Source organism: Acinetobacter sp. NBRC 100985 (genome assembly GCF_000241225.1).
GTDB classification, from domain to species: Bacteria; Pseudomonadota; Gammaproteobacteria; order Pseudomonadales; family Moraxellaceae; genus Acinetobacter; species Acinetobacter venetianus.
Genome location: NZ_BAEB01000065.1, coordinates 1 through 23,360, shown reverse-complemented (window position 1 = coordinate 23,360; position 23,360 = coordinate 1). Strand labels below are relative to the sequence as shown.

At 38.8% G+C, this 23,360-nt stretch carries 17 protein-coding genes; 13 read left to right on the top strand and 4 right to left on the bottom strand.

Going from position 1 to position 23,360, the window contains the following annotated elements:
• Nucleotides 1–818: 818 nt before the first annotated feature.
• The 9 genes from sdhC (at nt 819) to sucD (ending at nt 12,646) form a co-directional block, all read left to right on the top strand.
• Nucleotides 819–1,220: a succinate dehydrogenase, cytochrome b556 subunit gene (gene sdhC, locus ACT4_RS16255; protein WP_023014208.1), complete on the top strand. Its 402-nt coding sequence runs from the start codon at nt 819–821 to the stop codon at nt 1,218–1,220.
• The gene (gene sdhD / locus ACT4_RS16250) at nt 1,220–1,585 is read left to right on the top strand and encodes a succinate dehydrogenase, hydrophobic membrane anchor protein (RefSeq protein ID WP_004876948.1); all 366 of its coding nucleotides are present in this window, start codon (nt 1,220–1,222) and stop codon (nt 1,583–1,585) included. The genes sdhC and sdhD overlap by 1 nt, the downstream gene beginning before the upstream one ends.
• 12 nt (nt 1,586–1,597) lie before the next feature.
• Nucleotides 1,598–3,493, top strand: a complete 1,896-nt coding sequence (sdhA, locus tag ACT4_RS16245; protein WP_004876946.1) for a succinate dehydrogenase flavoprotein subunit — start codon at nt 1,598–1,600, stop codon at nt 3,491–3,493.
• 14 nt (nt 3,494–3,507) lie between these two features.
• Entirely contained in the window at nt 3,508–4,218 is a 711-nt protein-coding gene (locus ACT4_RS16240; protein WP_004664446.1) for a succinate dehydrogenase iron-sulfur subunit, read from the top strand.
• A 696-nt stretch (nt 4,219–4,914) separates the two neighbouring features.
• Entirely contained in the window at nt 4,915–7,755 is a 2,841-nt protein-coding gene (locus ACT4_RS16235; protein WP_007484136.1) for a 2-oxoglutarate dehydrogenase E1 component, read from the top strand.
• Entirely contained in the window at nt 7,755–8,945 is a 1,191-nt protein-coding gene (odhB, locus tag ACT4_RS16230) for a 2-oxoglutarate dehydrogenase complex dihydrolipoyllysine-residue succinyltransferase (protein WP_007484134.1), read from the top strand. Before ACT4_RS16235 ends, odhB begins: the two co-directional genes overlap by 1 nt.
• Nucleotides 8,946–9,005: 60 nt before the next feature.
• A complete protein-coding gene (gene lpdA / locus ACT4_RS16225) occupies nt 9,006–10,439 on the top strand; it encodes a dihydrolipoyl dehydrogenase (protein WP_004652192.1) in 1,434 nt (477 codons plus the stop codon).
• 137 nt (nt 10,440–10,576) lie between these two features.
• Nucleotides 10,577–11,743, top strand: a complete 1,167-nt coding sequence (gene sucC / locus ACT4_RS16220) for an ADP-forming succinate--CoA ligase subunit beta (RefSeq protein ID WP_004640348.1) — start codon at nt 10,577–10,579, stop codon at nt 11,741–11,743.
• Between the two features lie 12 nt (nt 11,744–11,755).
• Entirely contained in the window at nt 11,756–12,646 is an 891-nt protein-coding gene (gene sucD / locus ACT4_RS16215; RefSeq protein WP_003655479.1) for a succinate--CoA ligase subunit alpha, read from the top strand.
• A gap of 64 nt (nt 12,647–12,710) precedes the next feature.
• Here the strand turns inward: sucD and ACT4_RS16210 are convergent, their stop codons facing one another.
• From ACT4_RS16210 to trpS, 4 genes are all read right to left on the bottom strand, one after another.
• Nucleotides 12,711–13,643: a hypothetical protein gene (locus ACT4_RS16210; RefSeq protein ID WP_007484120.1), complete on the bottom strand. Its 933-nt coding sequence runs from the start codon at nt 13,641–13,643 to the stop codon at nt 12,711–12,713.
• 67 nt (nt 13,644–13,710) lie between these two features.
• Nucleotides 13,711–15,420 carry a flotillin family protein gene (locus tag ACT4_RS16205; protein ID WP_007484118.1) on the bottom strand — a complete coding sequence of 570 codons (1,710 nt, stop codon included), beginning with the start codon at nt 15,418–15,420 and terminating at the stop codon, nt 13,711–13,713.
• Nucleotides 15,421–15,449: 29 nt separating this feature from the next.
• Nucleotides 15,450–16,094: a YqiJ family protein gene (locus tag ACT4_RS16200; protein WP_034605449.1), complete on the bottom strand. Its 645-nt coding sequence runs from the start codon at nt 16,092–16,094 to the stop codon at nt 15,450–15,452.
• A gap of 403 nt (nt 16,095–16,497) precedes the next feature.
• Nucleotides 16,498–17,511: a tryptophan--tRNA ligase gene (trpS, locus tag ACT4_RS16195; RefSeq protein ID WP_004876928.1), complete on the bottom strand. Its 1,014-nt coding sequence runs from the start codon at nt 17,509–17,511 to the stop codon at nt 16,498–16,500.
• Nucleotides 17,512–17,675: 164 nt separating this feature from the next.
• Between trpS and ACT4_RS16190 the strand changes: the two genes are divergently transcribed.
• The 4 genes from ACT4_RS16190 to ACT4_RS16175 form a co-directional block, all read left to right on the top strand.
• Nucleotides 17,676–18,599, top strand: a complete 924-nt coding sequence (locus ACT4_RS16190) for a DUF808 domain-containing protein (RefSeq protein WP_007484114.1) — start codon at nt 17,676–17,678, stop codon at nt 18,597–18,599.
• Nucleotides 18,600–18,634: 35 nt separating this feature from the next.
• Complete coding sequence (locus ACT4_RS16185; RefSeq protein WP_007484112.1) at nt 18,635–19,528, top strand: neutral zinc metallopeptidase; 894 nt, start codon at nt 18,635–18,637, stop codon at nt 19,526–19,528.
• Nucleotides 19,529–19,807: 279 nt separating this feature from the next.
• Nucleotides 19,808–21,307 carry a sodium:proton antiporter gene (locus tag ACT4_RS16180; RefSeq protein WP_004876920.1) on the top strand — a complete coding sequence of 500 codons (1,500 nt, stop codon included), beginning with the start codon at nt 19,808–19,810 and terminating at the stop codon, nt 21,305–21,307.
• 794 nt (nt 21,308–22,101) lie between these two features.
• Nucleotides 22,102–23,360: BapA prefix-like domain-containing protein (locus ACT4_RS16175; RefSeq protein WP_007484110.1), on the top strand; the 1,259-nt coding region annotated here is incomplete at its 3' end.

Below are 23,360 nucleotides of genomic sequence, written 5' to 3'. Positions count from 1 at the left end.
GCTATAAGATTAGTGGCTACTAGAATTTTGTCAATTATACTTAGGGATAAAAAATGACGTTCTTAAAGTCAATGAGTCATTCAGTATCAACGAAAAAATTGAGTAAAATCACAGCACCGGTCGAGTATAATATGTCAAATCAGGTTTTAGGTGCATAAAAAAAGTGAAGCGCCAGTACAATTGTAAGTAAATTTTTTATCTCGGCATCTTTTGCCAATGACTGATTAATTTATATAAAAAGCCTGAAACCCTATATATCTCACGGCTTAGATTTAATTAAATATTAAAATTTAATCAAGAGTAGAGAAGTCTTGGTTGTTATTTGACTCATTGTGGTGCGATCAACTGGTTAAAAAATAACAGGTGGTTTTTTGGAAGTTTAACTTTTTTAAATAATTTATCAGGTATTTATATTTAATATATAAATGTGGGGTATTCTTTTTAGCTATGTCATTAAACATTCAAATTTAACCTTTATATGGTTATGTCAGTCGACTTTTTTAGGTTTTTTATAAAGATTTTTTTTGCTACTTAATTGCTTATCGAGGAAATAGATAAATAATTTTTACTATAAAAAACAGTGGTATATTTTTTTGGGTGGGTTGAATTCATAATGTTGATTTTGAAAGTTTTTGTGAATGATTCTTATTTATTGATTTTTTAGACTAAAGCGAAAGCTGATTGTTTGTATTTTGATATTTCACGTTTTATAATTCGGTGTCGTTATATAGGTTAGGCATGTGCTGTGCTTGCCTAACAATGCCAGCTTTCCTTTGAATTAATTCAAACAAACTCCAGTTGGAGTTTCTACCTACAGGATGCCCGCTGTGAAAAGCAACAGACCTGTCAATTTGTCCATGGGTCAGGTGTTAGCGGTAAATTTACGCTCACCCGTGGCTATTGCATCAATTCTACACCGTCTATCAGGTGTAATCGTTTTCTTATTAGTCGCAGTTCTTTTATGGATTTTGGATAAATCTTTATCTTCACCAGAAGGATTTGACTACGTTAAAAATGTCGTTTTCGGAAATATCCTTGTACGTTTCATCGTATGGGTATTTGTAGCAGGTTTAATTTTCCACTTTATCGCAGGGATCAAGCACTTGCTTGCTGACATCGGTTTTGCTGAAGAATTACAAAGCGGTCGTATCGCAGCTACAATTTCATTGATCTTGTCTGCGGTTGGTATTGTCGCAGCATTCGTATGGATTATGTTCTGATGAAAAGTGCTACAGGTTTAACAGGTTCAGGTTCTCGCGATTGGTATATCCAGCGTGTCAGTGCTGTAGTGTTAGCTGCATACACTGTTGTTATGTTCGGTTGGATCCTTTGTAACAGTGGATTTGGTTACGAACAATGGGCAGGCTTTATGCTGACATTGCCAATGAAGATCTTTTCTTTATTAGCAGTATTATCGCTCGTTGCACATGCTTGGATTGGTATGTGGCAAGTCTTTACTGATTATGTAACGACTCGTCAAATGGGTCCTTCAGCTTCAGGTTTACGCCTTGTACTTACTTCTGCTGTCATTATTTCAGTGATCGTGTACGCAATCTGGGGTATCCAGATTTTCTGGGCAAATTGATAGGAAGAGATCATGGGCGCAATTAACCCTAAAGAAGATTATTCAAATATTCAAAACCTCACTTTCGACGCTGTTATTGTTGGTGGTGGTGGTTCTGGTATGCGCGCTGCTTACCAACTTGCTCAAGCTGGTTTAAAAGTTGCGGTATTGACCAAAGTTTTCCCAACACGTTCGCATACAGTTGCTGCTCAAGGTGGTATTGGTGCATCGTTAGGAAACATGCAAGAAGATAACTGGCACTATCACTTCTATGACACCGTTAAAGGTTCTGACTGGTTAGGCGATCAGGATGCAATCGAGTTCATGACTCGTGAAGCGCCAAAAGTTGTTTACGAGCTTGAACACTTAGGTATGCCTTTTGACCGTAACGAAGATGGTACGATCTATCAGCGTCCGTTCGGTGGTCACTCTGCAAACTACGGTGAAAAAGCTGTTCCACGTGCTTGTGCTGCTGCTGACCGTACTGGTCATGCATTGCTCCATACGTTGTATCAAAGCAACGTAAAAATGGGTACTCAGTTCTACGTTGAATGGATTGCACTAGACTTGATCCGTAACGAAGCGGGTGATGTTCTTGGTGTGACTGCAATTGACCAAGAGACTGGTAACATTGCCGTATTCCAAGCGAAAGCGACATTGTTTGCTACTGGTGGTGCTGGTCGTGTTTATCGTGCATCAACCAACGCTTATATCAACACTGGTGACGGTCTTGGTATGGCTGCTCGTGCTGGTATTCCATTACAAGATATGGAGTTCTGGCAGTTCCACCCAACGGGTGTTGCGGGCGCAGGTGTATTGTTGACTGAAGGTTGTCGTGGTGAAGGTGGTATCCTTCGTAACAAAGACGGCGAACCATTCATGGAACGTTATGCTCCAACTTTAAAAGACTTGGCACCACGTGACTTCGTATCACGTTCAATGGACCAAGAGATTAAAGAAGGTCGTGGCTGTGGTCCTAAAGCGGATTATATCTTGCTTGATATGACTCACTTAGGTGCTGAGACGATTATGAAACGTCTTCCATCTGTATTTGAGATTGGTAAGAAGTTCGCAAACGTTGACTGTACTAAAGAACCAATTCCAGTAGTACCAACAATCCATTATCAAATGGGTGGTATTCCGACGAATATTCATGGTCAAGTTGTTGTACCACATGGTGTTGAAGAGGGTGAATTCTCTGCTCACTATGATAAAGATACTAAAGAGTATTCTTATAAAGGTACGCGTGATTATGTGAAACCTGTAAAAGGTTTCTACGCGATTGGTGAGTGTTCTTGCGTATCTGTACATGGTGCAAACCGTTTAGGTACTAACTCATTACTTGACCTTGTTGTATTTGGTAAAGCAGCTGGTGAGCACATTATCGACTATGTAACTAAGCATCATGGCGATGATTATGCACCGCTTCCAACTGATGTCTTGGTTAATACTTTAGCGCGTATCCGTAAGCTTGATGATTCAACGACGGGTGAAAACGCACAAGAAGTTGCTGATGCAATCCGTGATATCGTTCAGGATCACGCTGGTGTATTCCGTACTCAAGCATTGCTTGACAAAGGCGTGAAAGAAATCCTTGCGATTGAATCGCGTGTTCGTAACATTCATTTGAAAGACAAATCTAAAGTATTTAATACAGCGCGTGTTGAAGCATTAGAAGTTGAAAACTTATATGAAGTTGCGAAGGCGACTCTGATTTCGGCTGCTGCTCGTAAAGAATGTCGTGGTGCGCATACAGTTGTTGACTATGAGTTAGCACCTGATCACCCAACTTATTCTTACGGTCGCCGTGATGATGAGTGGATGAAACATACATTATGGTATTCATCAGACAACCGTCTTGAATATAAGCCGGTACGTTTCAGTCCATTAACGGTTGAAGCAATTGAACCTAAACCACGTACATTCTAATCGGGAGAACAAAGATGAGTAGAGGCACTCGTACATTCGAAATCTACCGCTACGATCCTGATAAGGATAAAGCGCCGTATATGCAAACTTTCAAACTTGAGTTAACAGATAAGCATCGTATGTTGCTTGACGCGTTACTTGCGTTGAAAGTGCAAGATGAATCATTAACATTCCGTCGCTCTTGCCGTGAAGGTATTTGTGGTTCGGATGGTGTGAACATCAATGGTAAAAATGGTTTAGCGTGCTTGTGGAACTTGAACGATTTACCAGAGAAGATTGTGATCCGTCCTTTACCTGGTTTACCAGTCGTTAAGGATTTGGTTGTAGACATGAACCAGTTCTACGATCAATATGACAAGATTCAGCCGTTCTTGATTAACAATCAACCAGCACCAGCGAAAGAGCGTTTACAGTCTCAAGCAGAACGTGAACACTTAGATGGTTTGTATGAATGTATTCTTTGTGCATGTTGTTCAACTTCATGCCCATCATTTTGGTGGAACCCTGATAAATTCTTAGGTCCATCTGCATTGTTGAATGCATATCGTTTCATCATCGATTCTCGTGATACAGCGACTCAAGAGCGTTTGGCTCGTTTAGATGATCCATTCTCTCTATTCCGTTGTAAAGGCATCATGAACTGTGTATCAGTATGTCCAAAAGGGTTGAACCCAACGAAGGCAATTGGTCACATTCGTAACATGTTGTTGGATCAAGCTGGTTAATTCAGCTTGTTTCTGGAAACGGGAGTTTCGTAAGAAACTCCCGTTTTTTATTTGGGAATTTGGAAATGTTTGGCTGTGATTTATTATGGGTTTAATCATTGCTGTTGATTGTTAAAACTGATTAAAAAATTTATGGAGTTTGTTTTTTGATCGGTGTGCTTAGCATTTGTGCGAGATTTGTAGAGAATCTTTAACTTTGGTCGATAAGAGTGCAACTTTTATAAAAAGGGCGTTATATTAGAATATAATTTGATGTGTGTATTTCGCTGATTTATGGATGGTATGTGTCAAAAAAATCAATCCAAGCTTGATTACATGTTAGCATTTGTGCCAGTAACTGAAAGCAAAAAATCAGTATATTCTTGCGTTTAGATTGGGAATATCTGTGACTGATTTATGCAGATTATTCAGTAAAAGTCAATTTAGAAAAGTTAAAAATTTATTTAATTTTTCTAAAATGATTTGCAAAAAATTGCTCGATGTCGTCGAGTATAAAAGATGAGTTATGTGCCTTAAATTGCTGGGTGTATAGCTCATTTGTTACATCAAAGGGAATACTCCTGATGTGTAGTGATAATGTCCTAGGGTTGGATAACCTTGGGTAGTAGTGTCTTGTTACCAATTTGGCACTATGAATCATGGGTCTGCTTAAAAGGCAACCTGTATTATTTTTTGCAATAGGAAATGGGTCCAAAAATGCAAGAAGTTGCTGACGCATTGCGTCTTGACACTGAACTTTCCGCTGATAGTGCAGCGTATATTGAAGAGCTTTACGAACAGTACCTAGCATCACCAACCTTAGTGTCAGAGGATTGGCGAGAATATTTCGATAAATACCCTAAGGGTGACCAACCACACGGTAGTGTGCGTGAGCAATTCCTCTTATTGGGTCGTAATGCAAACAGAGTTCAACCTGTTGTACAAAGCACTGTTAGTACAGAACATGAGCGTCGCCAAATTGGTGTATTACAATTAATCGCCGCTTATCGTAATCGTGGTCATCAAAAAGCTAAATTAGATCCATTAGGTCTCGCTAAACGTGAAGATGTTCCTGATTTAGATTTGTCTGCTCATAACTTGACTAAATCTGATTTGGATACCGTATTCAATACAGGTAACCTTGCAATTGGTAAAGCAGAAGCAACATTGTCTGAAATGGTTGAGGCAATGGAGGCAACTTACTGCGGTTCTATCGGTGCAGAATATATGCACATCGTTGACACTAAAGAAAAGCGTTGGATTCAACAACGTTTAGAAGGTGTTCGCGGTAAATTTGGCTATACCAATGATCAGAAAAAAGGTTTCTTAGAGCGTTTAACAGCTGCGGAAGGCCTAGAAAAATATCTTGGTAACAAATTCGTTGGTGCGAAACGTTTTGGTGTGGAAGGTGGAGAATCTTTCATTCCAATGATGAATGAAATCATTCAACGTGCTGGTGCTGTTGGTTGTAAAGAAGTTGTGATTGGTATGCCACACCGTGGTCGTCTCAACCTTCTTGTGAATATCATGGGTAAAAACCCAGCTGACCTTTTCGGTGAGTTCGAAGGGAAGAGCCTACATAAGAAAGGTTCTGGTGACGTTAAGTACCACCAAGGTTTCTCTTCAAACGTAATGACTCCAGGTGGCGAAGTTCACTTAGCATTGGCGTTTAACCCATCTCATTTAGAAATTGTTGGTCCAGTTGTAGAAGGTTCTGTTCGTGCACGTCAAGTTCGTCGTAAAGACATTGGTGGTGACGACGTTCTTCCTGTAATTGTTCATGGTGATGCTGCTTTTGCTGGTCAAGGCGTAAACCAAGAAACGTTCCAAATGTCGCAAACACGTGGTTATACGGTGGGCGGTACGGTTCATATTGTGATTAACAACCAAGTTGGTTTCACAACGTCTGATCCACGCGATACACGTTCTACAGAGTATTGTACTGATGTAGCGAAAATGATTCAGGCTCCGATCTTCCATGTGAATGGTGATGATCCTGAAGCTGTAATTTTTGCGACTCAAATTGCACATGACTTCCGTCATGAGTTCCGTAAAGATGTCATCTTAGACTTGTTCTGTTATCGTCGTCGTGGCCACAACGAAGCTGATGAACCATCTGCGACTCAACCATTGATGTATCAAGTCATCAACAAGAAAGCGACTACACGTACTTTATATGCTGATCAATTGGTACAAGAAAAAGTACTTGATCGTGCAAGTGCTGATGCAATGATTGAAGGTTATCGCTCTGACTTAGAAGCGGGTAATCATGTTGCAAATGCATTAGTTCGCGAACCAAACAAGAAAATGTTTGTTGATTGGTCTCCGTACTTAGGTCATGAGTATACTGACGTTTGGGATACAACATTCAAGCTTGATCGCTTAAAAGAACTTGGTAATACGATGAATACATTACCAGAAGGTTTTGTATTACAACGTCAAGTACAAAAAGTGATTGATGATCGTATCAAAATGCAAACTGGTGAAATGCCATTGAACTGGGGTGCAGCTGAAACTTTAGCGTATGCAACTTTGTTAGATGATGGTTTCCTTGTTCGTATTACAGGTGAAGACGTTGGTCGTGGTACATTCTCTCATCGCCATGCGAAATTACACAACCAAGTCGATGGTTCTGTTTATATTCCGCTTTGCCATATTAAAGAAAACCAACCACGTATTGCTGTTTATGACTCTTTGTTGTCTGAAGAAGCTGTTCTTGCATTTGAATATGGCTACTCAACAACATTGCCGAAGAGTTTGATTGTTTGGGAAGCTCAATTTGGTGACTTCGCGAACTGTGCGCAAGTTGTAATTGACCAGTTTATCGCTTCGGGTGAAACCAAGTGGGAGCGTGTTTGTGGTTTAACAATGTTGTTACCACATGGTTATGAAGGTCAAGGTCCAGAGCATTCATCTGCACGTTTAGAACGTTTCTTACAGCTATGTGCTGAAGACAATATGCAGGTGATGACTCCAACGACTCCAGCGCAAATCTTCCACGCGTTACGTCGTCAAGCAGTTCGTCCAATTCGTAAGCCAATGATCGTAATGTCACCAAAATCATTGTTACGTCATAAACTTGCGACTTCTACTCTGGATGAGTTAGCAAACGGTACATTCCAAACTGTGATCGATGAAATTGATCCAATCAACAAAGCTGACGTAACTCGCTTAGTGCTTTGTGGTGGTAAGGTTTATTACGATTTACTCGAAAAACGTCGTGAGCTTGGTTTAAGCAATACTGCGATCGTTCGTGTAGAGCAATTATATCCGTACCCACAACAACGCTTAGCTGAAGTTATGGCTGAGTATCCGAACATTAAAGAACTTGTTTGGGCACAAGAAGAGCCGAAGAACCAAGGCGCTTGGTTATTCATCGTTCCTCGCTTGTACGAAGATGTTCTTAAATCTGGTAAACAAATTAGTATTAGCTATGCTGGTCGTGAAGCATCTGCCGCACCTGCTTGTGGCTCACCGTACTTGCATGCAAAACAACAAGCTCAGCTTATCAATGACGCACTCGCGATTGAAGTTGAACAATCAGGAGATTCTAAATAATGGCAACCGAAATTAAAGCACCGGTATTTCCAGAGTCAGTTGCTGACGGCACGATCGCTACTTGGCACAAGAAAGTAGGTGAACCTGTATCACGTGATGAAGTGATCTGTGACATTGAAACCGATAAAGTTGTTTTAGAAGTGGTTGCTCCAGCTGATGGTAGCTTAGTAGCAATCATCAAAGATGAAGGCGATACCGTTCTTTCTGACGAAGTAATTGCACAATTCGAAGCTGGTGCTGTTTCTGCGGCTGCTCCTGAAGCTGCTGCACCAGCGGAAGCTGCTCCTGCTGCATCTGCACCGGCGGCTGCTGCATCAACTCAACCTGTTGATCAAAACCAAGCGCCTGCAGTTCGTAAAGCATTATCTGAAACTGGTATCAATGCTGCTGATGTACAGGGTACAGGTCGCGGTGGTCGCATCACTAAAGAAGATGTTGCAAACCATAAACCAGCTACTTCAGTTCAACCATTAAGCGTTGCTGTTGGTGAGCGTATTGAGAAACGTGTTCCAATGACACGTTTGCGTAAGCGTGTTGCTGAGCGTTTATTGGCGGCTACACAACAAACTGCAATGTTAACAACGTTCAACGAAGTTAACATGAAGCCAATCATGGAAATGCGTAAGCAATATAAAGATGCTTTCGAAAAACGTCATGGTGCTCGTTTAGGCTTTATGTCTTTCTTTGTTAAAGCTGCAACTGAAGCGTTAAAACGCTATCCAGCTGTAAATGCATCTATCGATGGTGACGATATTGTTTACCACGGTTTCTATGACATCGGTGTAGCAGTTTCATCTGACCGTGGTCTAGTTGTTCCTGTACTTCGTGATACTGACCGTATGAACTATGCAGAAGTTGAAAACGGTATCCGTGACTATGCTTTCAAAGCACGTGACGGTAAATTGGGTATCGAAGATATGACTGGCGGCACGTTCACAATCACGAACGGTGGTACTTTTGGTTCATTGCTTTCTACGCCTATTTTGAACCAACCACAAACAGCAATCTTGGGTATGCATAAAATCCAAGAGCGCCCTATGGCAGTAAATGGTCAAGTTGAAATCTTGCCAATGATGTACTTAGCGCTTTCTTATGACCACCGTTTAATTGATGGTAAAGAAGCTGTAGGTTTCTTAGTAACAATTAAAGAATTGTTAGAAGAACCAGCTAAACTCATTCTTGATCTTTAATACTACAAATATTAGCTCCCGTATAAAGTAGTTCCTTTATATGGGAGTTTGGAGATAAAAATGTCTCAACAATTTGATCTTGTTGTTATTGGCGGCGGACCTGGTGGTTATGAAGCAGCAATCCGTGCTGCACAACTTGGTTTCAAAGTTGCTTGTATCGAAAAACGTATTCACAACGGTAAACCATCTCTAGGTGGTACGTGTTTAAACGTTGGTTGTATCCCTTCTAAAGCATTGCTTGACTCTTCTCACCGTTATGAAGCTACTGTTCATGAACTTGCTGAACACGGTATTACGACTGGTGAAGTTAAATTTGATTTAGACACTTTGTTGGCACGTAAAGACAAAGTTGTAGATCAGTTGACTGGTGGCGTTGCTCAATTACTGAAAGGTAATGGTATCGAGTGGTTACAAGGTACTGGTAAATTACTTGCAGGTAAAAAAGTAGAATTCACACCGTTTGAAGGTGATGTACAGGTTTTAGAACCGAAGTACGTAATCCTTGCAACGGGTTCTGTGCCTGTAAACATTCCAGTAGCACCTGTTGATGAAGACTTAATCGTTGACTCTACTGGCGCATTAAAATTCCCAGAAGTTCCTAAGCGTCTTGGTGTGATTGGTGCGGGAGTTATCGGTCTAGAGCTTGGTTCAGTATGGCGTCGTCTTGGTTCAGAAGTTGTTGTGTTTGAAGCATTAGATGCATTCTTACCAATGGCAGACAAAGCATTGGCAAAGGAATATCAAAAAATCTTGAAAAAACAAGGTTTAGATATTCGTATCGGTGCAAAAGTTTCTGGTGCTGAAACCAATGGTCGCGAAGTAACAGTTAAATATAACCAAGCTGGCGAAGACAAAGAACAAGTTTTTGACAAGCTAATCGTTTGTGTAGGCCGTAAAGCGTATGCAGAAGGTTTATTGGCAGAAGACTCTGGCATTAAATTAACTGAACGTGGTTTGGTTGATGTAAATGATCAGTGCCAAACATCTGTAGAAGGTGTTTATGCGATTGGTGACTTGGTACGCGGTCCAATGCTTGCACACAAAGCAATGGAAGAGGGCGTAATGGCAGTTGAACGTATTCACGGTCATGCTGCTCAAGTAAACTACGACACAATCATCAGCGTTATCTATACACATCCAGAGGCAGCTTGGGTTGGTTTAACTGAAGAACAAGCAGCTGAAAAAGGTCACGAAGTTAAAGCTGGTCAATTCCCATTTGCGGTGAATGGTCGTGCATTAGCTGCGGGTGATACTGCTGGTTTTGTTAAATTCGTTGCTGATGCGAAAACAGATCGTCTTTTAGGTATGCACGTTGTGGGTCCTAATGCATCTGATATCGTACACCAAGGTATGATCGCGCTTGAGTTTGTTTCTTCTGTTGAAGACTTACAGTTGATGACTTTTGGTCATCCAACATTCTCAGAAGTTGTACATGAAGCAGCGCTTTCTGTAGATGGTCGTGCAATCCACGCGATTCAACGTAAGCGTAAATAAAACATAAAGTGTGGTTCGCCACACTTTTTTGAATGAAGATGATTGTCTTATTTAGGCAATCATTTATTCAATATGTAGCAGTCTGGTTTTAAGAAAATCTAGGCTGTATCACTACAAACAACATAGTAGGTAACTAAATGAACTTACATGAGTATCAAGCTAAAGCATTATTGAAAGAATATGGCATGCCAGTACAAGAAGGTATCTTGGCAACAAATGCAGACGAAGCCGTTGCTGCATTTGAACAGCTTGGTGGTAAATTCGCAGTAATGAAAGCGCAAGTTCATGCTGGTGGTCGTGGTAAGGCTGGCGGTGTTAAAGTTGCAAAATCAAAAGAAGATGTAATCGAATTCGCTAACAACATCATTGGTACTCGTTTAGTAACGTATCAAACAGATGCAAATGGTCAACCAGTTAACAGCATCATCGTGGCTGAAGACGTTTATCCGGTTGAGCGTGAGCTTTACTTAGGCGCGGTTGTAGACCGTTCTAGCCGTCGTATTACTTTCATGGCTTCTACCGAAGGTGGTGTAGAAATCGAGAAAGTTGCGGAAGAAACTCCAGAAAAAATTATCAAAGTTGAAGTTGATCCTTTAGTTGGCTTACAACCATTCCAAGCACGTGAAGTTGCGTTTGCTTTAGGTTTGAAAGACAAGCAAGTGAGCCAATTTGTAAAAATTATGGGCGCTGCTTACCAAGCATTTGTAGAAAATGACTTTGCATTATTTGAAATTAACCCACTTTCAGTTCGTGAAAATGGTGATATTTTATGTGTAGATGCGAAAGTAGGTATCGACTCTAACGCGCTTTACCGTTTACCTAAAGTTGCTGCTTTACGTGACAAATCTCAAGAGAATGAGCGTGAATTGAAAGCATCTGAATTTGATCTTAACTATGTTGCTTTAGAAGGTAACATCGGTTGTATGGTTAACGGTGCTGGTCTTGCAATGGCAACTATGGACATCATCAAACTTTATGGTGGCCAGCCTGCAAACTTCCTTGACGTTGGTGGCGGTGCAACGAAAGAGCGCGTAATCGAAGCGTTCAAAATCATCCTTGCTGATACGTCTGTACAAGGTGTTTTAATCAACATCTTCGGTGGTATCGTACGTTGTGACATGATTGCTGAAGCAATTATTGCAGCGGTTCAAGAAGTAAACGTAACTGTTCCAGTTGTTGTTCGTTTAGAAGGTAACAACGCTGAGTTAGGTGCTAAATTACTTGATGAATCTGGTTTGAAATTAATTTCTGCGAACGGTTTATCTGATGCCGCAGAAAAAGTTGTAGCTGCAGTTAAAGCGTAAGGAGTATCAATTATGAGCGTATTAATTAATAAAGACACTAAAGTATTGGTACAAGGTTTTACTGGTAAAAACGGTACTTTCCACTCTGCACAAGCTTTAGACTACGGTACAAAAGTTGTTGGTGGTGTTACTCCAGGTAAAGGTGGTACAACTCACCTTGACCTACCAGTATTCAACACAATGAAAGAAGCGGTACGTGAAACAAATGCTGATGCATCTGTAATCTATGTACCAGCTCCATTCGTTTTAGACTCAATTGTTGAAGCGGTTGATTCAGGTGTTGGTCTAATCGTTGTGATCACTGAAGGTGTTCCAACGATCGACATGCTTAAAGCAAAACGCTACTTAGAAACGAACGGTAACGGTACTCGTTTAGTTGGTCCTAACTGCCCAGGCGTGATCACTCCAGGTGAATGTAAGATCGGTATTATGCCTGGTCACATCCACCAACCAGGTCGTATTGGTATCATCTCACGTTCAGGTACATTGACTTATGAAGCTGTTGCTCAAACAACTAAGCTTGGTTTAGGTCAGTCTACTTGTATCGGTATTGGTGGTGACCCAATCCCAGGTATGAACCAGATCGAAGCGCTTCAATTGTTCCAAGACGATCCAGATACTGATGCAATCATCATGATCGGTGAGATCGGTGGTACAGCGGAAGAAGAAGCTGCTGAATTCATCAAATCTAACGTGACTAAACCTGTAGTAGGTTACATTGCTGGTGTAACTGCACCTAAAGGTAAGCGTATGGGTCACGCTGGTGCGATCATTTCTGGTGGTCAAGGTACTGCTGAAGAAAAATTCGCTGCATTTGAACGTGCAGGAATGGCTTACACGCGTAGCCCAGCTGAGCTTGGTTCTACTATGTTGCAAGTTTTAAAAGAAAAAGGTTTAGCGTAATACGTTAGATTTTAATCTTTAAAAAAACCCCAATGGAGACATTGGGGTTTTTTTATTGGGAATACTATTGGTGTACCCACAGGCCTTGTTCACCAATAAAGTAGGTAGAATATTCTTCTACCTCAAAATTATAAACAATTGTCATATAATAAGAGTTTTCACTATATTTACGATCATCATCTTCTTTTTCATCAATTGTCCAGTTAGCATCATAATTAGGGTCTACATACTCACCATATTCATTTTCTTTAAAGCGTCCCTGTTCATAGTCATATGCATCGCCATTGATATAAAAATGTTGTTCAGCGCTAAATTGTTTAACCATTGGATCGTTCGCATTATCAGGTAAATGGATATGATCTTGAGACCAATCAGTGTGTTGGTCTTCAACTAAATGTGCTGGAAGTTTAGGGATATTGGTGAGAAGAACCGGCTTACCCGAACTAAAATCGATGATGTTATGAATAATGTTTGGTGATGGGATCTGACTTTGCCAATCAACTCTCACTGCAAGTTCTGGAATAGTTGTTCTTAGTAATGGCGTTGAAAATGTATGAGCTAAATCAGTAGAAATTAAATCCCTCTTATAATTAATCAATGTGTTTCCATTAAAACTCCCTTGTTTATATACAGCTAATTCAATTGCAGATATCCATCCTTTTTCTTGTGTCCAAAATGGATGATTCGCTGTACAGTAAATATATTTTTCTGCATAACGTGGAAGATCTTTTATTTGCTGTGATTGCACCCAATGACCATCTAGATAATCTTTATCTAAAGTATACTCGCTGATTAATGAGGGAATAGCTACAGCGATAATCCTTTGCTTTTCTGGTGATTTAAATGTTTTAGTTACTCGCTTGTATTCTGTAGGAACATCTTTGTGACTATCTTTAGGACTCGATAACACCATATCCCCAACTTTAATCTCTTGAATTGGAACTAAGCCTTGCTCTGTATGAACAAGTGTCCCTGCACAAAAAACATGTGTACCCATTTTTATTCCTTATTTTTATATAAAAAAGAGCCTCATAATGAAGGCTCTTTTTATTAGATCAAAATGCTTACTCAGTCTTTGGTTTTAACCCTTGCGTCAAACCATTGATGTCTCCACCTTGTAGACCTAATTCATTCATCAAGCTATCAATAAGTGGAGCTTGCGAGCGGTAGCGTAGGGCACTATTCACGACTTGGTCAGATAAAGATGCTTGACCATTTTCTGTAACTTCTCCAGATGCACTGCTTCCACCTGCAAAACCATTTAAACCATTTACTTGGAGAATTTTAATATCGTCGATATTTTCCATTGGTTTAACGCTTTCACGAATGATTTCAGGCAAGTGTTTCAGCATTGCTAAACGAACTTGCATTTCAACCTGTTCAGCAGAAAGTGTATTCGCTGCTTCATTGACTGCACGCGCACCTTCAGCATCTACTTGGTATTGTTTTTCTAAAGCTTGTGCAAGCAATACTTTCGCATCTGCTTCACCTTTTGCTTTTAAGCGAACTTTCTCTGCTTCAGCTTCAGCAGCAATACGGATTGCTTCAGCCTCATCGGCAGCCGCTTTCTTACCAGCATCAGCTGCAACGGTAATCGCAATCGCATCTTTTTCCGCTGTTTGTTTGGCAGCAACCAACTCAACTGCTTTTTGACGTTCTGCACGTTGAGTTTCACGTACAGTCACAACTTCTTCTTCAGCTTTTACTGCTTCTGCACGAGCTCTGTCAGCTTGTGCTTTGGCTTCTGATTCAGCACGAGATTTTTCTGCAATTGCAATCGCACGATCTTGTTCAGCAAGTTCAATTGTTTTCTTCTGTTCAACTTGTGCTTTTTCAATGAGCTGCGATTTTTGAATATTTTCATTCTCGACATCACGTGCAGCAGCAATTCTTTTCAAATCGACTTCACGTTCTGCGGCAATACGTGCTTCTTCTGCTTCACGTTTTTTTCCAGCCTCTTGAGATGCGATCTCAGCAAGTTGCTCGGCTCTACGAATCGAAATTTCACGTTCTTGTTGCAATTTTGCGTATTCTTCTTCACGAGAAATTTCTAATCTTCTACGTTCTGCTTCTAAATCTTTCGCACGAATCGCAAGATCAGTATCTTGTTCGATGTCATTACGCTTCTTACGACGGTCTTCGATAGTTTCTGTGAGTTTAGTCAAACCTTCAGCATCAAAAGCGTTTTGTGGATTGAAGAATTTAAAGCTTGTTTGGTCTAGACCTGTAAGAGAAACTGTTTCTAGTTCTAAACCATTCTTTGATAAATCTTCAGAGACAACTTGTTGAACTTTTTGTACGAAGTCAACGCGCTTCTCATGTAACTCTTCCATTGCCATCTCAGCCGCTACAGCACGAAGTGAGTCGACAAATTTACCTTCAACTAAGTCTTTTAGTTCTTGAGGAGACATCGTTTTTCTGCCCAATGTTTGAGCAGCAGTCGCAATAGATTCACCTGTAGGCTTAACACGGACATAGAACTCAGCCATCACATCGACACGCATACGGTCACGGGTAATAAGTGCTTGATCTGCTGCACGTTTAACTTCTAAGCGTAAGGTATTCATATTTACAGGAATAATTTCATGTAAAACTGGCAGTACAATTGCACCACCATTCAGAATCACTTTTTCACCGCCAAAGCCAGTACGAACAAAAGAAACTTCTTTACTAGAACGTGTATATAAGCGGGCAACAATGACCCCAATAAAAATTAATGCAGCAAAAATAACACCTGTGATTATTAAAATCTCAGTGAGCGCTGAGTTAAACATTTAAAGACCCTCGTGTAATAAATATAAAATTAACTAGCAATAGCTTGAAAACCAATTTTGGTTCTTTGTGTCAAAATAACATCTTGTCCTTGTTGGAAAACAATATCCTGCTCTGGTTCAACTAACACATAGTGTATTTGACCAAATTGATCTTTCACTTTGGCTTGAGCAGGGGAGTTTGGTCGAGCTTCACCTAAAACGATGTGAGCAGTTCGACCAATCAGATCATCAGTATGTATGGCTGTCGTTTCATCTTTAGGAATAATTTTAGAAATAAGCGCTGCACTGAAACGTACAATAGGCATTGATAGAAATAAGCATGCAGGCGCAATAATCCATGCAGACAGATAGTGTTCAGTAACATTAAAGAAAATATCTTGAATAATTAAGCCTGTTAGCGCATAGACAGTGAGAAAAATGATTAACCAAATGAGAAGAGGGACTTTTCCTAGATATAACCACTCTAATAGTTGAGTGAATAAGTTCTCAGGTTGATCAATCGAAACATCTGCATGATCAACATCAGTTAGACTATCAGGTAAAAATTGATCTATAAAACTGCTACTTCCACCAAATAACAATAAGATCACTTCAAGCATGCCAATAAACAAGCACAGCAATAACGCAATGCTGAAAACTATGTTTGACGGGTGTATTAATAAATCCCAAATCATGAGTCGTTCTCTTATATTTTTCTAAAAATATTTATAAAAATAAATTGCTTATAAGAGTAATTGTATCAAGTGTAAAATTCAACCTATTACAGACATATTCTTTAGGCGAAAAAAAACGCAATGATTGGGGTTGTCATTGCGTTGAACAACGAATCTGTTTAAAACAGTTTCGGTTGAAAGGAGAAATGTCATGAGATTAGTGTTACCTAACCTACATCGCTATATTATAAAAAAACCTGACTAAGTTCATAGGTATTCATGTTAACTACTGTTAATAGATGTTAATAAGTGACAAAAATTGTTAGTTGTAAGGTTTTTTATTAAGTTCTAAAATTAAACTTAAATCAATGGTTTAAATAAAAAGCCCAATAAATGGGCTTTATTATGGTAAAAGTAACGTAAATTAGAATTTAAATAAGCCTAATCCATCTTTTACTTCATCTAAAGTTTGCTGCGTGATATTACGACATTTTTCTGTACCTTGTTTAAGTACATCCATAATGTAATCAGGATCTTTTTCTAATTCAGCACGACGTTCGCGAATAGGTGTAATTAATTCTTTTAACACACCTTCAAGACGCTTTTTCACTGTGCCATCACCTAAACCACCGCGGCGATAATGTGCTTTTAATTCTTCAACTTCTTCTTTATTTGGATCAAAGGCATCAAGGTAAGTAAATACGATATTGCCTTCAACTTGACCTGGATCTTCAATACGTAAATGGTTTGGATCGGTGTACATAGCATTGACTGCTTTCTTGATATCTTTATCAGAAGCATTTAACACAATTGTATTGCCTAAAGATTTAGACATTTTTGCTTTACCATCGAAACCAGGTAAACGCCCCATATTTGAGAGTAAAGCCTTACATTCAGGTAAAAGATCATGCCCAATTTGGCGGTTTACGCGACGGACTACTTCATTGGTTTGTTCAATCATTGGAATTTGATCTTCACCAACAGGCACAACAGTTGCTTTAAATGCAGTAATGTCAGCAGCTTGAGCGACTGGATAGCATAAGAAACCTGCTGGAATATCGCGCTCAAATCCACGCATTTGAATTTCAGATTTAATGGTTGGATTACGTTCTAAACGTGCAACAGTCACAAAGTTAAGATAAAGCATTGTGAGCTCATTCAGTGCAGGCAAGCATGACTGAACGCAAATTGTTGTTTTAGTTGGATCAATACCAACCGCTAAATAATCTAAAGCAACTTGAAGAATGTTATTACGAACTTTATCTGGATTGTCAGCATTATCAGTCAGTGCTTGGGCATCTGCTAATAAAAGATGTTGATGATGACTGTCTTGTAAACCTACACGAGAACGTAATGAACCAACAAAGTGGCCAAGGTGAAGTTGTCCAGTAGGGCGGTCGCCTGTCAAAATGATTGGACGTTGATCAGCATTACTCATGATATGTTCCAAGATTCAGTTATTTCATAAATATATAGATTGGCATTATTGTACGGGAAATAAATTTTTTTCGTCAGCGATTGCTTCAACTTTTATTAAAATAATGTTGTGAAATTATTGAGTAATTCTACAATAGCCTGATAAATATAAACTAGGAAATAAAAATGGCGAGTGGTTTATTACTGTTACTAGATGATATTGCAACAGTTTTAGATGATGTTGCAGTCATGAGTAAAATGGCAGCAAAGAAAACGGCTGGTGTATTAGGTGATGATTTAGCTCTCAACGCCCAACAAGTCAGTGGTGTTCGTGCTGATCGCGAACTTCCTGTGGTGTGGAGTGTCGCAAAAGGCTCATTTGTTAATAAGCTTATTCTTGTCCCATTAGCACTTTTAATTAGTGTTGTCGCATCTTGGTTGATTAATCCATTATTAATGCTTGGTGGTCTGTTTCTATGTTATGAGGGCGTAGAAAAGGTTATACATTCTCTCTACCATAAAAAAGCCAAAACACCAGAAGAAGCGAGTGAAGAGCTACAGGAAGTCGAAGTTGACCTAGCAAAATTTGAAAAAGAAAAAGTAAAAGGTGCGATTCGTACAGACTTTATTTTATCTGCTGAAATTGTGGTGATTTCGTTAGGTACAGTTGCATCAGCAGCGTTTATGACTAAAGTGACAGTATTGAGTATTATTGCAATCGTCATGACCATTGGTGTTTATGGCTTTGTTGCAATGATCGTTAAGATTGATGATTTAGGTTTATATTTAACACAACAAGCATCTGAATTTAAAAATAAAATTGGGCGTGGTTTACTGGCTTTTGCACCAGTTTTAATGAAAACATTATCTATTGTTGGTACGGTTGCGATGTTTTTAGTGGGGGGAGGTATTATTAGTCATACCATTCCACTGTTACATCATTTCACTGAAGAAACTGTCGATCATTTAGAACTGATACCAAGTTTTGGTTCGATTATTGGCGCATTAACCCCGACATTAATCAACTTAGGTGTTGGTTTTGCGGCAGGTATCATTGTGCTGCTTATTGTTAGTTTAATAAAAAAAGCATGGCCAAAAGCTAAAGCATAAAATAAACCGTCATCATCATAAATTGGAGAATAGATATGCGTTGGAAAGGTCGTAGAGTGAGCACCAATGTCGAAGATCGTCGTGGTGGTGGCGGAGCAAAAGCGGGTGGTATTAGTATTATTGGTTTAGTTGTGGCATTTGTTGCATGGAAATTCTTCGGAGTTGATCCTCAACAGGCTTATCAAGCCACACAAGCAGTTACAAATGCACAATCAGCTCAACAGGGAAGTGAGCCGCAAAATATGACTGACGATCAGAGAGAAGCACGAGACTTTGTCGGTACTGTGCTTGCGGATACAGAGGATACTTGGACGCCTGTATTTCAACAGCTTGGTATGACTTATAAACCACCAAAACTGGTTTTATTTAGTGGCGTTGTTCGTTCAGGTTGCGGTACTGCTCAAGCAGCAATGGGGCCATTTTATTGTCCAGCAGATCAAAAAGTTTATATCGATACTTCATTTTTTAAAGATATGCGTCAGCAGATGGGAATTTCTGGAGAGCAGAATCAAACTGAACTTTCCAGACAAGATCAGGCTGGGGATTTTGCCCAAGCTTATGTGATTGCACATGAAGTAGGTCATCATATTCAAAATTTGTTGGGTATTTCAGGGCAAGTACAACAAGCTCGTTCTCAAGCAAGTCAATCCGAGGGCAATCAACTCTCAGTTCGCTTAGAGTTGCAAGCTGATTGTTTTGCTGGAATTTGGGCACATCAAAATCAGCAACGGACTCAATTCTTGGAGCAAGGTGATATTGAGGAAGCCATGGATGCAGCTGAAAAAATTGGTGATGATTATTTACAGCGTCGCGCTACTGGGCAAGTCGTACCAGATAGTTTTACTCATGGTACAAGTGAACAACGTATGCATTGGTTTGAGCTAGGACTTAAATCGGGTGATATTAATCAGTGTAATACATTCAAATAAGCAGAGCCAAAGGTGTTCTGCTTTTGATTTCCATACCGAAGTTATACGAATAAAAAATAAAAGTTCAGTAAAATAATTGTCATAAATACTGAACTTAGATGATGTGTCTATCTATAGACTCATATTTGTTATTTCAATAAGAACTAAGATGTCTTAGATAAAAATTCTATTTCAGTAATTGACGGTAAATAAATTGATGAGTTACGAATTCCACCGCGAAATCCAAACAGTTTGATTTGGAAAAATTGTTGTGCGTGATAAGTAATAACAAGGGGTAGTATGGGTAATTTTTTTCTTTTACAAGCTTTGACTGCTGTTTTTACGCTTTCAATTGCCACTACCATCTTCAATAAGCGCGTACTTGGATTTCCTCAAGCAATTGGTGTACCCATTGTCTCAGCAATTTTTGTCTTCATTTTACAATGGGGTGCAAGTCTACTAAATGGTAATCAATTTATTACGATTAATATTCACAATATTGAATCGGCTGTACGTGAAATTGATTTCTATGACTTCCTCATCAATGGCGTTATCTGTTTCATTCTTACTTCTTCTGCATTGAAGTTTAAAATTTCTGATCTTAAAAACTATTGGAAACCAATCAGCATCTTGGCGACTATTGCACTAGTTTTGTGTGCAGTTATTTATGCTGGTCTACTTTATTTGTTCCAATGGGCAGTAGGTTATTCAGTGCCAATGTCAGTGCTTTTATTACTCGGAGCTGCTTTAGGTGCAACTGATCCGATTGGAATCAAAGGAGTTTTGAGTTCTATTCGAGCGCCACATCATCTAATTGTTAAGCTTGAAGGTGAATCATTATTTAATGATGCAATGTGTATTGCTTTATTCATGACTTTACTGAAAGTTTTACAAGGTGAGCATTTCTCTCTATTGGCAACGATTGAAACTTTGCTATACGAGATTTTTGTCGCTGTCATAATTGGCTTTGCGTTTGGTTTCGGTATTTTGCGTCTCTTACGCGGAAAGCACGAAATGGAGTCTTTGATTCTAACGACTGCATTACTAGCGAGTGGATCTTACTTGGTCGCATTATTTGCACATGCATCTGCACCAATTGCTTGTGTGATTGGCGGATTGATTGTTGGAAATAAATGGCAAGAGTTTAGAGAACAACGCGAGATTAGAGAGGTCAATCATTTTTGGCATGCTGTAGAAGGGATCATAAATTCTTTTTTATTCACCTTAATAGGTTTAGAGCTCTTTATCCTTGATCTAAGTGCCAATTTAATTATTGGTGGAATTATTGCCTTTCTTATTTTGCACTTGTCACGCTTTGCTGCAAATTTTGCAGCATTTGCACTGTTTCCGTCATTCAGAAATAAAAGCTATAACGGCAGTTTAACGATTCTTTCATGGGGTGGTGTGCGTGGAGGAATTTCGCTTGCTTTGATTCTCGCTGTTGCGAATGTACCTGCACTCAGTCCATATAGCAGTATTTTAATTGGATATACATTTATCAGCGTATTACTGTCTGGTGTGGTCTGTGGGCTTGGCTTACCTGCAGTAATGAATGCATTTTATTTTAATCCCAACGAAGAAACAGAAGGGGTAAAAGGCTTCTATCAGCGCTTGTGTAATAAAATGAACAGACGTGGCTTTAAATATATTGTTAGTGAAGATGAAAGTGGAAAAGAGTCTATTAAAATCTATAATCCAGAACGAATAACAACGATTAAGTCTGATGATGAATTGACAGAAATTTACCATCCGGAAAAAGTTAAAGAGGTTGAGCGACTTCAGAATCCACAAAACTTTTAATTAAATTTTACGAGTTCTTAATTGGAATTTTTAATAAATTTATTTCTGTTTTAAAACTTACTAAACAGTAAAATAGTTATTTTGGTTCCTTAATTGAACTTGTTTATTTCTAGTATAATTAATTATTGGTTTTACTTAATCTAAATTAATTAAAAATAAGTATAACTGATGGTTTTAATAGTCTTCAAGATAAAACTTTAGTCTATTCTGTTATGTGTATTTCTGATATTTTAATCTTTATGGATAAGTAAAATTGATATTTTGGAATGTTTATACTTTAATGAAATTACAAAATTATAAGTAGTAAGTTAAGCCAAATTTAATTGGATATATGAGATTTTGGTTAGATTTTACAGAAATTAGAGATGAGGTTTTTATGGTAAAAAACGATTGTTTTTGATAAAAACATAACAAATACAATTAATTGAATAGTTTAAAAAGACAGTAATTTAATTGAGTTATTTATTAATCGGTAAATTATTTTTGATATATTTATTTATAATATATTGTTTTTTAATATATAAGTTGAATGTGAATTATTTTTTAAGATATTTTAATATTTAGATTGTTTAAAAAAAATAAAATATTTAGATAGTTTTATTTACCAATTGGTCAGCTATAAAGGTTTATTGACTATTTTTCTATGATGATGTTGTCATTTTTGTAAATTTTTTTTGTGATATGTTTAACAAAAATTGATTTTAATTTAGATTCTAAGAGGTATAGGAAATGATTACTAAACTAACCGAATATACATACACAAGAATTAATAAATAATCAGAGGAATAGCGACCATGTCTGAAATTCAAATTATTTCTAAGGAAAGCCATAAAACACTTTCTAATACAATGGAAAATACTACGACGCTACCTTCAGAGCCTGCGGTAGTATTAATTAAGGTTCCTTTAAAGGACATTGTTGTAATTAAAAAAGACGGTTTGAATGCTGTTGTTTTCTTAAAAAACGGAGAAACGATTGTTGTTCAAAATTTCTTTAGTGAAAATAGTAATATTGATAATAGTCTTGTTATCCAAGATGAAAACGGTCAGTTAGTTTGGGCTAAATTCAAAGAGGGTGAAAGTGATGCTGATGCAGACGCAGATGCAGATGCAGATGCGGATTCCGACAATGAAGGTGCTGTTTACTTAGAAGAAACCCCAGCAGCTCTTCCTGAAGTTGTTGAAGCACCAGTATCAGATGTAATTTTTCAACCTATTCAATCCATAGAACCACTTTTATACAATGATGCATCAATGAGCCCATGGTTGTGGGCTATTCCTTTGGTTGCTGGCGGTATTATTGCTGCTGCTAGTGGTGGCGGAAGTGATAATAACAATAATAATAACGGTGATACGACACCACCAAATACAGACAATGTTGGTTTTACAGTTGATTCTGTTACTGATGATAATACTTTGAATGCTGCTGAATCAGCAGGTGATGTAACCATTACTGGTACTTTAACGAACATTCCTTCAGATGCTGCTACTACTGTTGTCACTGTAATTGTGAATGGTGTGAGTTATTTAGCAACTGTTAATGCTGCCAATGGCACATGGAGCGTTGTGGTTCCAGGTAGTGGATTATTAGCTGATAGCGATAAAATAATTGAAGCGAATGTTAAGTTTACTGACGCTGCTGGCAATAGCAGTACAGTTACTGACACGCAAAGCTACTCTGTTGATGTCGATGCTCCGAATGCTCCAGTAATTAACCCGATTAATGAAAATGATCCAATTACAGGTACAGCAGAACCTGGTTCAACGGTGACTGTGACCTTCCCTGATGGGAGTACAGTGCAAGTTGTTGCTGGACCAGATGGTAGCTGGACAGTAGATAATCCTGGGTTAAATGATGGCGATACCGTTACAGCAACAGCGACGGACCCAGCAGGGAATACTTCAGGCCCTGCAACAGTAACAGTAGATGGATTAGCCCCAGCTATTACCATTGATGACGTACTGACCAATGACAGCACCCCAGCATTAACGGGGACAGTGAACGATTCAACGGCAACGGTGACCGTGAATGTAAATGGTGTGGACTACCCAGC

What these genes read in the sequence shown, in the direction of transcription:
- sdhC (WP_023014208.1), top strand. Translation starts at nt 819, where the DNA reads ATGCCCGCTGTGAAAAGCAACAGACCTGTCAATTTGTCCATGGGTCAG.
- sdhD (WP_004876948.1), top strand. Translation starts at nt 1,220, where the DNA reads ATGAAAAGTGCTACAGGTTTAACAGGTTCAGGTTCTCGCGATTGGTAT.
- sdhA (WP_004876946.1), top strand. Translation starts at nt 1,598, where the DNA reads ATGGGCGCAATTAACCCTAAAGAAGATTATTCAAATATTCAAAACCTC.
- ACT4_RS16240 (WP_004664446.1), top strand. Translation starts at nt 3,508, where the DNA reads ATGAGTAGAGGCACTCGTACATTCGAAATCTACCGCTACGATCCTGAT.
- ACT4_RS16235 (WP_007484136.1), top strand. Translation starts at nt 4,915, where the DNA reads ATGCAAGAAGTTGCTGACGCATTGCGTCTTGACACTGAACTTTCCGCT.
- odhB (WP_007484134.1), top strand. Translation starts at nt 7,755, where the DNA reads ATGGCAACCGAAATTAAAGCACCGGTATTTCCAGAGTCAGTTGCTGAC.
- lpdA (WP_004652192.1), top strand. Translation starts at nt 9,006, where the DNA reads ATGTCTCAACAATTTGATCTTGTTGTTATTGGCGGCGGACCTGGTGGT.
- sucC (WP_004640348.1), top strand. Translation starts at nt 10,577, where the DNA reads ATGAACTTACATGAGTATCAAGCTAAAGCATTATTGAAAGAATATGGC.
- sucD (WP_003655479.1), top strand. Translation starts at nt 11,756, where the DNA reads ATGAGCGTATTAATTAATAAAGACACTAAAGTATTGGTACAAGGTTTT.
- ACT4_RS16210 (WP_007484120.1), bottom strand. Translation starts at nt 13,643, where the DNA reads ATGGGTACACATGTTTTTTGTGCAGGGACACTTGTTCATACAGAGCAA.
- ACT4_RS16205 (WP_007484118.1), bottom strand. Translation starts at nt 15,420, where the DNA reads ATGTTTAACTCAGCGCTCACTGAGATTTTAATAATCACAGGTGTTATT.
- ACT4_RS16200 (WP_034605449.1), bottom strand. Translation starts at nt 16,094, where the DNA reads ATGATTTGGGATTTATTAATACACCCGTCAAACATAGTTTTCAGCATT.
- trpS (WP_004876928.1), bottom strand. Translation starts at nt 17,511, where the DNA reads ATGAGTAATGCTGATCAACGTCCAATCATTTTGACAGGCGACCGCCCT.
- ACT4_RS16190 (WP_007484114.1), top strand. Translation starts at nt 17,676, where the DNA reads ATGGCGAGTGGTTTATTACTGTTACTAGATGATATTGCAACAGTTTTA.
- ACT4_RS16185 (WP_007484112.1), top strand. Translation starts at nt 18,635, where the DNA reads ATGCGTTGGAAAGGTCGTAGAGTGAGCACCAATGTCGAAGATCGTCGT.
- ACT4_RS16180 (WP_004876920.1), top strand. Translation starts at nt 19,808, where the DNA reads ATGGGTAATTTTTTTCTTTTACAAGCTTTGACTGCTGTTTTTACGCTT.